Source organism: Pseudomonas sp. WJP1 (assembly GCF_028471945.1).
Taxonomy (GTDB): Bacteria; Pseudomonadota; Gammaproteobacteria; order Pseudomonadales; family Pseudomonadaceae; genus Aquipseudomonas.
The window spans coordinates 2,591,141-2,606,005 of sequence record NZ_CP110128.1 but is presented as its reverse complement, the minus strand read 5'-3'; the positions used below and the strand labels follow the sequence as shown (position 1 = coordinate 2,606,005).

The following is a 14,865-nucleotide window of genomic DNA, read 5'->3' as shown; positions in this document are numbered from 1 at the left end:
TTGGGGGCATTCCTTCCCCACACCTCCATCACCCCCTCTGCCCCCCATCTACCCCCAATGCTGGGGAAAGACGCCCGCACCGTGATTTCCCACTCGACCTTCGAGCGTGCGGCAAACGCCCGTGTACCGGGGCCGGCACCGACATTTCCGGCAGTTGGCATGGGAGTTGCCGAAGACCTCTCAACTGACCCATATCCCAAGGGGCAGGTACTCTGATAGAGGGAATACTCATGCACCCTTTACTGTCCAAAACCACGATCGCCCTGATCGTGAGTGCTCTGGCTCAAGGCGCCGCCCAAGCTGCGCTGTTTGCTGTAGATCCCGGCCCCTACCTGCCGGCCACGGGTGGCTTCGCTTCCTGGTATCAGGACAGCCATGGTCGAACCCTCGACCTGTGCTTGTCAAAAGCTGTCAGTTCCAGGGTTGCCGGCGCACCTGGCGCACCCGCCTACATGTGCGTTTTGAATCCGGCTCCCGGGGTATTCGACGACACGCAGCCGATCCTTTTTCCGACCAATTTCCCCGATGAAACGTTCTGGTTCACCGGCGACGGCTCAATCGTCGACGCGGCACGGGGCATCGACCTGACCTATGTCAGCGCTGTCGAAGCCGCCTTCGCCGCGGAAGATGTGCACGACGGCGACCAGGTCAGTTTTGGCCGTATCCGTATTCGGGTCGACGTGCCCACCGCCGGCGTCTACACCATCACCCACCCCTACGGCGTCGATATATTCGACGTTCCCGCCGGTGGGCGCCGCGCGATCAACATGACCCGGGACATCGGCATCGGCTCGCCGAAAACCTATGACGGCGCCCTCAAGAGTGACATCGGTCCCTTCCTGCGCAGTGTCAACGGCCCCTACACCGAGACCAACCCGGCCACAGGTCAAGCCGAGCAATTCGTCGGCGATCCGAACCTGTCGGAAGCCTTCACCGGCAGCCCGTTCAACACCAACTACATCCGCATCGAAGGACCTAACGGGTTGGACTTGCGGACGACGGTGATGGCCATTTCCGGCAAGTTGTCGACGGTGGTCCGACCCACCCCGATCATTGCCGAACGCAGCACTTACTCGCGCAAGGCCGGCGAAAGCGCCCCGGTCGCCCAGCAGGACGTGTTCGTGATGGCCCCGCCACCTCCGGCCACCGTGACACTGGACAGCAACAACCCGGTGCTGAACCTGACTGAGGCCAACACCACCGGCCACTGGTATGCCCAATCCGCCACCAACCCGACGTTGCCGATCAACTTGCAGGTGACTGCCGACAACCACCTGGCCATCCCCACCAGCACGCCGACCACCGTGCCTACGAAACTGACCGACCTGGTGGTGATTTCCCGTGCCGAATACCGCATCAACGGGGGCCTGCTCACCGTCGTGGCCTCGTCCAGCGATGAAACCTCCCCCCCCGTACTCACCGTCACATCCGGCACCGGTGCCACCATCGGCGATCTGCTCGGTGATGGTGCGGAAAAAATCCTGTCGACCGGCATCACGCCGATTCCACCGGCCAAGGTCACCGTGACGTCATCCAATGGCGGCACTGACACCGAAGAAGTGGTCATCGTGCAATGAACGCTCTCATGCCCAGATCCGCATCAGGAGGCATCATGAACAAGTGGCCACGCTTCGCGCTCAACGCGCTCGGGCTGACTCTCTCGCTGTCCGGCAGTGCGTTCGCGCAACTCGCTGCCGTCGACCCCGGCCCCTACACCTTTGCCACGGGGAAATTCCCCATGTGGTATCAAGACAACAATCTGCTGAAGCTGGAACTGTGCCAGTCACGGGCGACCAGTACGCGGGCACCGGGTGCGCCTGGCGCGCCCGCCTACATGTGCATCCTGAATCCGGAACCCGGGGTTTACGACGACACCCAGCCGATGGTGTTCCCGGATAACTGGCCACCGGAAGCGTTCTGGTTCCTTGCCGAGACCAGCATCAACGATGTCGGCGGCTATGGCGTGGATGCCTACGTGGCCGGGATCGAAGCGGCATTCGCGGCGGAAAATCCTGTCGACGGCGATCAGGCAAGCTTCGCGCGGATTCGCCTGCGGGTGAACGTGCCTGTCGCCGGGACCTACATCATCACCCACCCGTACGGCACGGAAACGGTCAACGTCACCACGCCGGGCCGTCGGGCGATCAACATCACCCGCGACATCGGCATCGGCGCACCGGGCAACTTCTCGGGCGCTCTCAACGGTCAGGTTGGGCCCTTCCTGCAAAGTGTCAACGGTCCCTACCCCGAAATGAACCCGGACACCGGGACCATCGATAAATTCGTCGGCGACCCGAACCTTTCCGAAGCCGTCACCGGCAGCCCGTTCAACACCAATTTCCTGCGCGTCCAGGGTCCGCCCGGGACCATCGAGACCAATCTGTTTACCGTTTCCGGCAAGATACTCGACAGCCGTGCGCCAACCCCCGTGGAAATCGGCCGCGCCACGTACCGCCGTACTTCTTCGGGTCCAGGCACCAGCAGCACTCGAGTAGAAGTCTTTGGCAAATCGGTCAACGGTTCGAACGTGTGCTTCCGCGAAACCGTGGCACTGGTTCCCGGATCGCCCCCGACGCCTTGCCTGGTCGACATGCTCGGCGACAACAGCGGCCAGTTCTTCGCCAGCCGCCTGACGGGAGCGACCGTTCCTCCGGTGGTGGTGGTCACCGCGACCGATCCGACTGACACAAAAAAACCAACGGCCGTGTCGAGCAAAGTCACCGACGTGGTGAAAGTCCAGACCGCTCGCTACAGCTGGAGCAACCACAGCCTGCTGATCGAAGCCACCTCGTCTGACGAAGTGGTGGTACCGGACATGGTCGCCCAGGGCTACGGACGGTTGACCAAGTCCGGCACCCTGCAGCGCCTGACCGTCGCTGACCTGGCCCAGCCACCGGCAACCGTCACGATCAAATCGGCCTCGGGCGGTAGCGATACCGAGCCAGTCGTGGTCGTCGGCACAGCGCCAGACACCGGCGAGAACAAGGCGCCGATTGCCGTCGCCGACAGCGGCAGCACCAGCTTCGGTATCCCGATCACCCTCAACGTGCTGACCAACGACAGCGACCCGGACGGCAACACACCGCTGAGCATCACCGAGCTGACCCAACCGGCCACCGGCCAGGGCACCGTGACGTTGAGCGGAACCACGGCCGTCGTCTATACGCCGCCAGCCGTGGTCACCGTTCCGCTGACCACGACCTTCACCTACAAGGCGCAAGACATCAAAGGCCTGGCCTCGACCGCTGCGGCGACCGTGACCATCACCGTGGCGCCCAACCAGCCTCCGGTGGCCGTCGCCGACGGTATCGCGACCCTGGGTGTGTCGATACCGATCAACGTGCTGGCCAACGACACCGATCCGGAAGGCAACGTACCGCTGGCGATCAACAGCTTCAGCCAACCACCGACCGGTCGCGGCACCGTCACCAGTAACGGCACGGTCCTGACCTACAACCCACCGGCCACCGTCACCTCGGCCTTCACCACGACCTTCAACTACTTCGCCCGGGACGCTTTCGGTGCCGTGTCGACGTCGCCAGCCACGGTCACGGTGCAAGTCTCGCCACGGCCTGCTGCGGAAACCTTCGCGGTGACAGCGGCCACGGTGACAGCCCGTTCCAACAACCGCTTCAACTGGGACTTCACAGGGACTTCATCGGTGACCACCGGCAACACCATCACTGTCCAGGTGACCACGCCAACCGGGCTGGTGACGCTGGGTAGCACCACGGTGCCGTTGACCGGACGCTGGAGGCTGACAGTGAGCAACAGCACAACGGTGATTCCGTCGGCGAACCCGACAGCCACCATCACCTCGTCCCAAGGCACCGTGCGCACGGTGCAGGTCATCGCGAACTGAGCCTTTGCCCCATCGGCCGGGCTGGCTGATGGGGCAACCCTCTCACCAAAGGACAACGCCATGAAAACGTCGACCGCCGCCCTGCTCTGCCTGCTCCTGCTTTGCAGCAGCGCGGTCCTGCGCGCCGACGACTTGATGGAAAACGACGACCTGGCGCCCGGCGCCGATCTCGGCGAGCTGCCACCCCCGGTGGGCCAGCAAGCCCTGATCGACCAGAACGGCCAGGCCAACGTCGCGCTGTTGCAACAGAACGGCCAGTCGCTGCTCGGCCAGATCGTGCAGTCGGGCAGCAATCAGGAAGCATACATCCTGCAACAAGGCAGCGACCTGATGGCCTTGATCAACCAGCAAGGTTCCGGCAACGCCGCGTCCATCACCCAAACCGGCAGCCACAACCGCGCGCAGATATCCCAGAACGGCAACAACAACGACGCCAGCATTGTCCAGGCCGGCACGGGGCAGCAAAGCGCTGTGACCCAAGCAGGAAATGGAATGAGCGTATCGGTCACTCAATATCGCTAAAGCACTGCACCACTTGGAGGTTTCATCATGTTTAAACTGACGCCCCTCACCGCCGCCATCCTGGTCATAGTCAGTGCTCAAGCATTGGCCGAGGACAGCGTGTCGACCCAAAACCAGTTCGGTGACACCAACATCGCCGATGTGAAACAGACGGCGGCCCCCCTGAGCACCGCCACCCAGAACCAGTCCGGTACGGGCAACGATGCGGCCGCCGTACAAGACAACGTCACCAGTACCATCGAGCAGAACCAGTCTGGCAACTACAACGCCGGCTACGCCGAGCAACTGTTCGAAAGCAACAGCACCATCATCCAGAACCAGAGCGGCGACAACAACGTCAGCCATGCCAGCCAGTCGATCGGGGTCGGCGGCGGCGAGGTCCTGCAACAACAGGAAGGCAACGGCAACTTCTCGTTCATCTACCAGGACAGCCAGGAAAACACCTCCGGCAAAACCTACCAGTACGGCGACAGCAACGAAGCCAATATCGAACAGATCCAGGTGGGCACGGCCAACAACGCGGTGATCATCCAGTACGGCACCGCCAACTACGCCACCGCCGAACAGATCAACCACATGAACGGCCAGATCGACATCAACCAGTCCGGCGGCACCAACTATGCCTACGGTGACCAGCGCTACGGCGATGGCGGCAACCTGACCATCAACCAGTACGGCGACGGCAACGGCAGCGAAGTCTGGCAGGACACCCAGGTCGCCAGCAAAACCACCATCGACCAGAACGGCCAGACCAACGAAACCATCGTCGACCAGAGCTACGGCGACCACAACGTTGCCCAGGTGTTTCAGGTCGGCGACCTCAACGCCATCTATGCCGACCAGTTCGAGTCCATGGGCTCGACCGTGACGCTCAATCAACAGGGCATCGGCAACATCCACTTCACCTACCAGACCGGCACCGACCATGTGCTCAACGCCACGTCCTCGGGTAACGACAACAAGGTCTACGCCAGCAACTGGAAAGGCCCGGCAACACAAATGGGCGGCCAGTTCGGCAGCAACCAGCGCGCCACCGTCAACCAGAACGGCGACGGCAACGTCGCCAACTTCACCCAGAAAGACACCGGCCACATCATGACCACCAACCAGACCGGCTACGGCAACAAAACCACGGTCAGCCAGAGCGAATCCTACAACGAGCTGTACTTCGACCAGAACGGCACCGACAACATCCTGATCGCCGACCAGCGCGGCACCAACAACCTGGCCCAGGGCAGCAGCACCGGCACCAACAACACCACCGACTTCAACCAGGAAGGCAGCGGCAACCAGGCGTTCACCACGCAGCTGTATGGCGAAGACAACATGATCACCATCAAGCAGGCCGACACCATGAACGTCGCCTATGTGACCCAGGGGGGGACTGGCAACATTGCCAGCGTCGACCAGAGTGGCATGACCCAGATGGCGAACGTGCAGCAGTTTGGTACGGCTAACAGTGCGACTGTGATGCAGAAGTAAGCGTAGGGCGTGAAAAAACCGCGGCTCTTGAGGAGAGGGTCGCGGTTTTTTTTGTGGCTACAGACAGGCGTTCGCACCTTCTTTTTTTGGACGACACAATCTTGTAGGAGCCAGGCTTGCCGGCGATGGCGGCCTCAAAGCCGACCACGCTCCTGCAGGTATACCCGGTTCAAACCGTAGGAGCCAGGCTTGCCGGCGAAGGCGTCCTTATAGCCGACCCATCTCTCACGGCTGTACTCGATCAACTGTAGGAGCTGGCCTGCCGGCGATGGCGGCCTGACAGCCGACCTATTATTTGTTAACTGAGTACATATCCATTCCTGCGGTCACGGCGTCTGGCGGTTTCGCTCTTACAGCGAGTCACTTGGAAGAGCCCCAAGTAACCAAGGGCTCTTGCCCCTGACGTTCGGTGCCTCGCTAAGGCTCGGCATACCCTCGCTCCGGTCCTGCTCCGTGGGCCCGCCGCGATGGGCCATCCATGGCCCAGCGCGGCTAAACCGGCATCCATGCCGGTTTACCCACTGCGCAGAACCTCCACTCGGCCTCCCGATGGGGCAAGAAAATCAAAAGCCAGATCAAGATCAACAGCAAAAGCGAGGCGGCCTGACAGCCGACCTGATCGGGAGCCGTACGCATTCCCTTGTAGGAGCCAGGCTTGCCGGCGAACCAGGCGCTGCGGTGTCTCTGTTGCACCACGTTATCGTTCTTCGCCGGCAAGCCTGGCTCCTACGGGGGATCGGGTGCACCCGCAAAGTCAGGTCGGCTTTAAGGCCGCCTCGCTTTGGCTTTTGATCTGGGTGCCCCGTTAACCACGATGGCCGAACGCAGGCATTGCGCAGTGGGGAAACCGGCAGGACGCCGGTTTAGCCGCGCTGGGCCAAGGATGGCCCATCGCGGCGACCCACGGAGCAATGCCGGAGAGAGGGCATGCCGAGCCTAGGCGAGGCACCGAGTGGTGGGGCAAAGCCTTTTGGTTCCTTTTTGGCGTTTGAAAAAGGGACTCGCCGTAAGGGCGAAACCATAAGCCGCCGTTACCGCAGCAATGGATATGTACTCAGACGACAATCTCCCACAGGCGTTGACGTTGACGAACAGGCTCAGGGCGTGAGGCGGCCTGCCGGCCGGCCTGATCGGAAGCCGTAAACATTTCCCCTTATAGAAGTCAGCGGTGCGGCGAACCGACTTGCAGGCGAAGGCGTCCAGTGGCGGGGTTATCCCTGCGGATCGAGATTATCCAACGCGCGATTTACCGCCAGGTCGGCGAGCATGATCACCTGCTGGATGCCCAGCAACATGCTGCGTTGGGGGCCTTCCACGAACGTTGCGAAATCGGTGGCCATGATGCTGGCGGACGCCAGGGATTCGCAGGCGTGGGCCAGCAGGTCTTCGGTGCTGATGTCTGGGGCGATGAGGAACATTGAGCTGGGGTTGTGGGGGGTGGAAGATTTCAGGATGGCGGGTTTTAGATGAAGGCTGGAAGCAGGATTATCGGAATTTGATTCCGGGGGATTGGGGCTGGGCTTGGGCATGGACAATCTCCTTTGATAGATGGACCACCATGACCTATCGCTAAACAAGTAAGGGTGGCAGCTGTACGCAGGTTAGCGATCCGGGGCAAAGGAAACCCAGGTAGACACGAAGGTCTCCCACGCACAGCCGCCATGACACAAAACTGCAGACAACGAAGGCTGCACTAAGTCTGGTCTGGGGCGTTGTAGCGCCTTTGCATGGTGCGGATCGCTAAACCCGGTCGCCGAATTGGCAGCGACACGGAAACGATAATGACCAGGGACAAGGCGCACAAGCCGGCGGATTCTGGCGTAGTTGTAGGCAACGGCGCAAGGCGATGTAGCCTCGGATTGTTCCTACAGATGTTGCCTGGATCATGCACAGCCGTGAGAGATTGGGTGGCTGACCGGGCGTTCGCTTTGTAGGAGCTAGGCTTGCCGGCGAACCAGGCGCTGCGGTGTATTTGTTGTACCGCGTTATCGTTCTTCGCCGGCAAGCCTGGCTCCTACAGGGAGATCGGGTGCACCCGCAAAATCAGGTCGGCTTTAAGGCCGCCTCGCTTTTGCGTTTGATCTTGATCTGGCTTTTGATGTTCTTGCCCATCGAGAGGCCGAGTGGAGGTTCTGCGCAGTGGGTAAACCGGCATGGATGCCGGTTTAGCCGCGCTGGGCCAAGGATGGCCCATCGCGGCGGGCCCACGGAGCAGGACCGGAGCGAGGGCATGCCGAGCATTAGCGAGGCACCGAACGCCAGGGGCAAGAGCCCTTGGTTACTTGGGGCTTTTCCAAGTGACTCGCTGTAAGAGCGAAACCATAGGTGGCCGTTACCGCAGGAATGGATATGTACACAGTCAACAAAACATAGGCCGGCTGTAAGGACGCCATCGCTGGCAAGCCAGCTCCTACAGTTTGGATCGGGTACATCTGCAGGGGCCAGGTCGGCTAACAGGCCGCCTTCGCCGGCAAGCCTGGCTCCTACAGTCTGGATCGGCTCACTCATCCGCGCCCTCACCCTCCGGCACCACCCGGTTCTGCGTCAGGTACCGATCCAGCGTCTCATTCTGCGCAGGCTGGGAATTATCCCCCGCCACCTGCCACAAATGCCGCTCGATGCCCTGCGCCAGCATGTGCCCCACCGCCGCTTCGATCGCCGACAACACACACAACTGCGCCGGTTCGTTGGTGGTGTAGCCCACCTCGGCTTCGAGCAGCTTCTTGAACTCGATGAACTTGAACACCCCGGCACTGCGGGCCACGGAGTAGATGGTCTTGCTGGTCATGACGTTGGACAACACCTGCCCGCTGCGCACGTCCACCGCCCGCAGGTTCACCGTGACCTGGTCGACGCGGTACTCCCGGGCAATGTCTATACCGAGGTAGCGCGCGCCTTCGCCGCCGCTGCGCACGTTGGTGTCGTAGGCGATGATCCCGCCTTCGAGCATCATGTTCGCCGCTTGCAGCGGTGGCAGCTCGGCCTGGATGTTCACCGGGGTGTTTGGTTTCTTCTGCGAGGCGCGGATGATCTTGCGCTCGGTCAACAGGTTCTGCAGCCCTTCACGTTCCAGCACCACGAACCAGCCGCTGGCCTGCAAGGCGTCCATCAGCATGCTCGCCGCGCCCTGGGTGACGCTGGTGGAAAACGAGCTGGCCGGGGTCGGCTTGTATTGCCCGGTCTGGTCGCGGAAGCCGTAGACCACCGCCATCAACCGGCCCTTGGGTCGTGGCATGTTGATCAAGTCGTAGTAAGTCGAGGCCCTTGGGGTCAGGGTCGGGGTTTTGGAGTCCTGCTCTGCCGGCATCGGCTCGCGCAGACTGCACCCTTGTAATGCCGCCAACATCAGCCCTAGCGCAATTATTTTTTTCATGTCCTTAACTCCCCATTGTCCCGATTCCCCTCAAGGGGCCAGGCCATTCACCTGGATTTCCGAAACTTCACCCGTGGCCCGGTCGGTCACGTTGATTGTCAGCGCACCGGAGTCGTCGACCACGTCGACGATGAAAGCGTCCGTGGACAGGCTCCCCGTGTTGCCGGTGGAGATGTTGTCCAGCAGTTGCCCCAGCAAGCGCGATTGCAACTGGGCGCTGAAGCGCTCCAGGGCCGAGGTCCCGGCCGCCGAGGTGCGATCCTTCAAGTCGGGATCGTCGTAGTCGTTCTGCGCCTGGGCGTTGTTGAGCAGCCAGGTGCCGTTCAACGGGTTACCGCCAAACGAAGGGTTGATGGGCGTGTAGACCAGTTCCGTGCCCTGGACCAGGGCGCAAACCCCCAGGCCGAGCATGCATCCACCGGCGCGCTGCAAAAACGTTTTCGCTTTCATAGTTCGTCCCTCTCAAGGTCCGTGGTGTCCTGTAGCAAGGCTTCCAGCTTGCGCTGGACAATCTGTCCGCGTACCCAGTCGGCGGCGGCATAGGCCTCGTCCTTGAGCTCCACGGTGTTTGGCGGCAGGAAGCGCCGGTAAACCAGGCGTTGTTGAAATTCCACGGTCACCAGGCTGCCCCAGCGAGCCGAAGGTCGTTCGCGTACCACCAGGTTGAAATCCATCGGGCTGGTGGCGCGCAGGCGTTCACTGAACGAGTAGTAAAATTCGTGGCCAATGTGCGAGATCGTGTCGTCGATGATGAAGCCGAGCATTTCGTCCTCTTCACCGGCCCAGCTCACTGCGCTGCTCAACAGCAGGACCAACACCAGGCAAAAGCGCTTCATGGCTGCAATGCCTCCGGCGCTGTGGACTGGCCTTTGGCCGGGCCCGAGGTGCCATCGAGGAAGGCTTTCTCGGCCACGAACTGCCAGTCCTTGTAGCTGGCCATGCCGTTGAAGTCCGACCACTGGCTGGGGAAGTCCGCCTGTTTGAGCGGCAGCTCCGTGGCCGAGCTGCTGATGCCGGTGATGCGTCCGTCGAAGCCGCGCATCAGGAACCATTCACCGCCGCCAATCGGGTCCGGGTACAGCTGGCGGATATGATGCTTGGCATTGGGAAAGCGCTCGTCCTGCAACAGGTCGGCAAGTTCCTTGGGGTACTGGGCCAGGCCTGGCGAACTGCGGTAATAGCTGCGCAGTGCCTGGGCGTACTGGGTGCCGACCCACAGCAATTGGCGTTCGCGGTCGCGGCGCGAGGCGGTGGACCACAACTCGCCGGCACTGGCCAGGCCCATGCCCATCACCATGATCAGGAACAGCACACCCAGGTAGGTGAAGCCGTCCTGTGCCCCAGGCTTACCACTCGGAATACAGGCTGCCATCACGCGCCCTCCCTGTGGCACCACTCTTGATATCGGCGACACCGCCGGCCACGCCGTCAGGCGGTGCGACCATGACCCAGGCGTCCTTGCGTTCGGCAATCGGGTCCATCGGCGGATTGCGCAGGTAGCGCTGTTCAACCAGCTGCTCGATGGAGTCGGGATAGCGCCCGGTGTCACCGTAGTAGTGGTCCAGTGCTTCGCGCATCGCCGACAGGCTCTGGCGCAGGGTGGTCTCCTTGGAGGCCTCCAGGCTGTTGAAATAGCGGGGCAAGGAGATCGTCATCAGGGTGGCGATGATTGCCATGACCACCATCAGTTCCAATAGGGTAAAACCCTTTTCCCGACGCATATGTTCACCACTCCCGGTAGGCGATGCCGTTGAGACCCTTGCCCCGGGCCTTGGAGTAGACGTCAAAGACGTCCTGGCCTTCGCGCGGGTTTTGAGCCGTACTGTCGTAGGAGCGCAGGCCCCAGCCACCTTCGTCGTCGCGCTTGACCGGCGCCAGCGGGTCATGGGGTACGCGGCGCAGGAAATAGAACTTGGCACCCTTGGCGCTGCGCACATCACGCACCCCTTCCACCAGCACCTGCAGGTTCGGCGGGTAGCCGCTGCTGTTGAGCGACTTCTCGATGTAACCGGCGTCGAAAGCGCGCTTGTAGGCGTCGATGGCATCGCGGATCTGGTACAGCGAGGTCCGCAGTTCCTGCTCTTTGCCCCGGCGCACCACGGTCTCGGTCAGCGGTGCGGCCATGCCGGCCAGCAGGCCGATCAGGGACAGCGTCACCACGACTTCGATCAAGGTAAAACCGCGTTGCGAGGCGTTCATGATCAAGGCTTCCCGACGGTGACGGTGGTAGCGATCGGTGCGTTCATGCCCCGCACTTTCACCTCTTCGACTTCGACCTTCGAGCGGTCCGGCGCCTGGATGTGCATGCTGGTTTCGGTGCCGGTAGGGAATTCCATGTCCGACGGGCTCTGGTACGGCAGGTTGCGCACGATCCGCGGCGTGATCGACAACACCAGCTCGGATTTGCTCACGTCGTCCTTGTTGCTGCCGAACAGGCGGCCGAGGCCGGGAATATCGCCAAGACCGGGAATCTTGTTGCCGGTGCTGCCATGGTCGTTGCGCATCAGGCCGGCGAGGATCTGTGTTTCGCCGTCATGCAGGCGCAGGGTGGTCTGCGCGTTGCGCGTATCGACCTGGACCGGAATCGTGCCCTGGCGGGTCGGTTCCAGTGGCGTGGCATTACTCACTTCCAGGGCCACCTTGATCGCCACTTCGTTGTTCAGGTGCACGGTGGGCTGCACTTCCAGTTTCAGACCGACGTCCAGGTAAGTCACGCTTTCGGTGATCACCGGTCCCTGGGTCGAGGGCACCGACGTGGCGCTGATGATCGGCACGCGCTGGCCGATGTGGATACGTGCCTGTTCGCGGTTGCTGACGCGGATCACCGGGCTGGCCAGGGTATTGATGTCCTTGTCCGCCGCGTTGATCTTGGCCTGTGGCGAGGGCTGGATAGTGATCCGGCTCGAGTTGATGCCCTTGAGCTGGTCGAGAACGCTGACCGCGCTACCGTCGCTGTTGATCACGCCGAAGGTGTTCGGCCATTGCAGGCCCAGGTCGAGGATCCGCTGGGTGGCGACTTCCATCACTTCCACTTCCAGCACCACTTCGGGGTTGGACTGATCCTGCGACTGCAGGAGTTTTTCCGCCATGCGCACGGCGTCGCCGGTGTCGCGCATGGTCAGGGTGTTGAGGCGTTCGTCGACGAACACGTCGCGGGTCTTGAGCATGGTCTTGACCATGTTCAACGCGGTGTTGGCATCGATGCTGGTCAGGTAGAAGGTGCGCATCACCAGTTCCTGGTAATCCTTGAGCTTCTGCGGCGAGTCCGGGTAGATCAGCAAGGTGTTTTCGTTCACCACTTTCTGGTGCAGCTGGTTCTGTTGCAGCAGCAGTTCCACCGCGTCTTCAATGCGCACGTCGCGCACGAAGATGGTGGCTTTCATGTCCGGGCGCAGGTCCTTGTCGAAGATGAAGTTCAGGCCGGCGACCTGGGACAGCACTTCGAAGATGGTCTTGAGGTTGGCGTCGCGAAATTCCAGGGTCACCGGCTTGTCCAGCTTGGTGCGCAGTTGCGGATAGGCCACCACGTTGCGGCTCTGCACCAGGCGGATATTCCCTTGCAGTTCCAGGGCGCCTTCGTTGGTCGGGTCCAGTTCGAGAATCTGCCTGACTTGACGCTCGGCGCCGTAGATATCGCCGCGGCGCAGGTCGCCACGGGCCAGTTCGAGTTTTTCATCGAGGCTGCGCATGTGTTCGAGCTGGCGCAGGGCGTCCTGGGCGCGGCGGTTGTTCGGTTCGATGGTCAACACCCGGCCGTACCCCATGCGGGCGGACGCGAAATCACGCTGGGTGCGATCCATGTCGGCCTGGGTCAGCAGCGCCGTGATCGCGCGGGCACGGGTGCTGTTGAGGGCAATGTGCAGTTCGGTGTCGCGAGGGTTTTCCCGCAGGCCCTCCTCGATCCGGGCCAGGCCGGCTTCGTACTGGCCCTGCTCGATCAGCTCAGAGGCTTCTTCCTTGGCAACCTGTGCCGAGCTGCAGGCAGCCAGCCCTGCGCAGATACACAGGCTCATCAGCAAACGGGATTTGTTCATTGCGCGCTCCCCACAGACAAGGTCTGGGACAAATGCAGAGGCAAATAGACCAGGCTCAGTTCCAGATCGGAAATGCCCTCGATCTTCCATGTTTCGTCAATCACATCCCCTTTACGCACGACGTAGATCTTTTCGCCGTTTTGCAAAAACACTTGCAGGTCGGTGCGGTCATGCATCCGGCCGATGAACTGGAACGGCATGGGCGGTGCAGTGGGGACCTGCACCACCGGTGCAACATTGATCGGTTGTTCGGTGACGGTGGCCAGGGTCGGTGCGGCCTTCCAGCTGCGCGCGGCGAACAGGTCGCCCGCCGGGCTCAGGTCCTTGATCGCCACAGGCGCGGCGGCTTGCGCGGCTGGCGAAGCACCACGGCTCTTGCCTTTGCCCGGCGTGGCCACGGCGGCCACTGCCACATCGCTGTCGTCGCCCTGCTTGAAGTAGTCGGGCAACCAGGTCAGCGCCGCGGCCACGCCGAGGAACGCCACCCAACCCACTGCACGTTTGCTGTTCATCATGACCTCGACAGGTAAAGGGTCATGCGGATCCGTCCGTTAAGGTCGGTGTCGGCGATCTTCTTGCGTTGCAACTCCAGGTCTTCCACCACCACCGCTGGCAACTGGCCGAGCAAGGCGTGCATGAAGCGCCGCAGTTGCGGGTAGCTGCCGCGCACCGGCAACAGGATCTGATAGCGCGCCAGGTGGGTCTTGGGATCGATGCCCAGCGAATACTCGCCCCGGGACAGGGTGATGCGTTCCTGGGCGGCCAGCGCGTAGATCTTGTCGATGGCGACGGTGGCCTGGGGCTGGGTCGGCAGCTTGCTGCGGAAGTCATCGAGCTGGCGTTGCGGCACGACAGGCGCTGCGATCGTGCCCTCCTCGACCTTGGCCAGGTATTCACGGGCTTCGTGGGTCTGCTGGCTCAGGTGCTGCAGCGCCTGCCAGTCCGGCAACAGGCCGAACAGGCCGTAGGCCAGCGCCAGCACCAACATTGCCAGCCCCGCCAGGCCGGGCACGCCCAGGCCTTGCAGGTATTCGTGGACGATCAATCTAGGGATTTGCATCGCCAATCTCCCAGGTAGCCGACAAGTTGAATTGCACCGGGTGTTCCGGCACGTTGGCGACGATTTCGTGGCTGAGCAACGACACGTCGGAGAGCTCGTCGCTGGCTTCGAGGCGGCGGTGGAAGTCGAGCATGGCGTCCAGGTCGCGCGCCTCGGCGCTGATCCGCACCTGGCCCTTGCGGGCATCCGGGGTCAGGGTCAGCAAGGCGATGTTGTCCCGGGGCATGGCTTCCAGGGTGGCGAACAGGCGTTCCCAGGGCCGGCGCAGCTGCTGCGATACCTTGCGCATTTCGGCCAGGTTCTGCGCCTGCTCGCGGGTTTCGGCCGGGCTCAGGCTGACTTTGCCGCCGGTGTCGCCGGTGAGTACGCGTTGGGTGGTTTGCAGATGACCTTGCTGTTGTTCGGCCTCCCCGCTCACGTGTTGTTGAATGACGATGCAGGTCAGCGCCAGCACCACGCCACCGGCCAGCAGGCTCCAGCCCAGGGGGCTTGAGCGGCGACGCGGCTGAAAGTCGAGCATCAGGGGGCGCAT

15 protein-coding genes are annotated in these 14,865 nt (G+C 62.2%); 4 read left to right on the top strand and 11 right to left on the bottom strand.

What is annotated here, in order from left to right:
- Positions 1-230: 230 nt before the first annotated feature.
- The 4 genes from OH720_RS11835 to OH720_RS11820 are packed head-to-tail and all read left to right on the top strand — an operon-like array spanning position 231 to position 5,866.
- Positions 231-1,577, top strand: coding sequence for a hypothetical protein (locus OH720_RS11835; RefSeq protein WP_272605751.1), 1,347 nt, complete (start codon positions 231-233; stop codon positions 1,575-1,577).
- A gap of 35 nt (positions 1,578-1,612) precedes the next feature.
- A complete protein-coding gene (locus OH720_RS11830; protein WP_272605750.1) occupies positions 1,613-3,862 on the top strand; it encodes an Ig-like domain-containing protein in 2,250 nt (749 codons plus the stop codon).
- 60 nt (positions 3,863-3,922) lie between these two features.
- Positions 3,923-4,384, top strand: a complete 462-nt coding sequence (locus OH720_RS11825; protein WP_272605749.1) for a curlin — start codon at positions 3,923-3,925, stop codon at positions 4,382-4,384.
- Positions 4,385-4,411: 27 nt separating this feature from the next.
- Positions 4,412-5,866, top strand: a complete 1,455-nt coding sequence (locus OH720_RS11820) for a curlin (protein WP_272605748.1) — start codon at positions 4,412-4,414, stop codon at positions 5,864-5,866.
- Between the two features lie 1,211 nt (positions 5,867-7,077).
- On the opposite strand, the gene OH720_RS11815 is transcribed toward OH720_RS11820, so the two are convergent.
- From OH720_RS11815 to OH720_RS11765, 11 genes are all read right to left on the bottom strand, one after another.
- Entirely contained in the window at positions 7,078-7,395 is a 318-nt protein-coding gene (locus tag OH720_RS11815; RefSeq protein ID WP_272605747.1) for a DUF6124 family protein, read from the bottom strand.
- 971 nt (positions 7,396-8,366) lie between these two features.
- Positions 8,367-9,239: a CsgG/HfaB family protein gene (locus tag OH720_RS11810; RefSeq protein WP_008054594.1), complete on the bottom strand. Its 873-nt coding sequence runs from the start codon at positions 9,237-9,239 to the stop codon at positions 8,367-8,369.
- Positions 9,240-9,269: 30 nt separating this feature from the next.
- Positions 9,270-9,689 (bottom strand): curli assembly protein CsgF, encoded by a 420-nt coding sequence (locus OH720_RS11805; protein ID WP_272605746.1) that lies wholly within the window; start codon positions 9,687-9,689, stop codon positions 9,270-9,272.
- Entirely contained in the window at positions 9,686-10,075 is a 390-nt protein-coding gene (csgE, locus tag OH720_RS11800) for a curli production assembly/transport protein CsgE (RefSeq protein ID WP_272605745.1), read from the bottom strand. Before csgE ends, OH720_RS11805 begins: the two co-directional genes overlap by 4 nt.
- Positions 10,072-10,611: a type II secretion system protein gene (locus OH720_RS11795; protein WP_272605744.1), complete on the bottom strand. Its 540-nt coding sequence runs from the start codon at positions 10,609-10,611 to the stop codon at positions 10,072-10,074. The genes csgE and OH720_RS11795 overlap by 4 nt, the downstream gene beginning before the upstream one ends.
- Positions 10,586-10,960 carry a type II secretion system protein gene (locus OH720_RS11790; protein ID WP_272605743.1) on the bottom strand — a complete coding sequence of 125 codons (375 nt, stop codon included), beginning with the start codon at positions 10,958-10,960 and terminating at the stop codon, positions 10,586-10,588. Before OH720_RS11790 ends, OH720_RS11795 begins: the two co-directional genes overlap by 26 nt.
- Positions 10,961-10,964: 4 nt before the next feature.
- Positions 10,965-11,438, bottom strand: coding sequence for a type II secretion system protein (locus tag OH720_RS11785; RefSeq protein WP_180206143.1), 474 nt, complete (start codon positions 11,436-11,438; stop codon positions 10,965-10,967).
- 2 nt (positions 11,439-11,440) lie between these two features.
- A complete protein-coding gene (locus OH720_RS11780) occupies positions 11,441-13,273 on the bottom strand; it encodes a secretin N-terminal domain-containing protein (protein WP_272605742.1) in 1,833 nt (610 codons plus the stop codon).
- Positions 13,270-13,785 carry a hypothetical protein gene (locus OH720_RS11775; protein WP_272606434.1) on the bottom strand — a complete coding sequence of 172 codons (516 nt, stop codon included), beginning with the start codon at positions 13,783-13,785 and terminating at the stop codon, positions 13,270-13,272. Before OH720_RS11775 ends, OH720_RS11780 begins: the two co-directional genes overlap by 4 nt.
- Positions 13,785-14,333, bottom strand: coding sequence for a GspMb/PilO family protein (locus OH720_RS11770; protein WP_272605741.1), 549 nt, complete (start codon positions 14,331-14,333; stop codon positions 13,785-13,787). The genes OH720_RS11775 and OH720_RS11770 overlap by 1 nt, the downstream gene beginning before the upstream one ends.
- Positions 14,320-14,865 (bottom strand): PilN domain-containing protein, encoded by a 546-nt coding sequence (locus tag OH720_RS11765; protein ID WP_272605740.1) that lies wholly within the window; start codon positions 14,863-14,865, stop codon positions 14,320-14,322. Before OH720_RS11765 ends, OH720_RS11770 begins: the two co-directional genes overlap by 14 nt.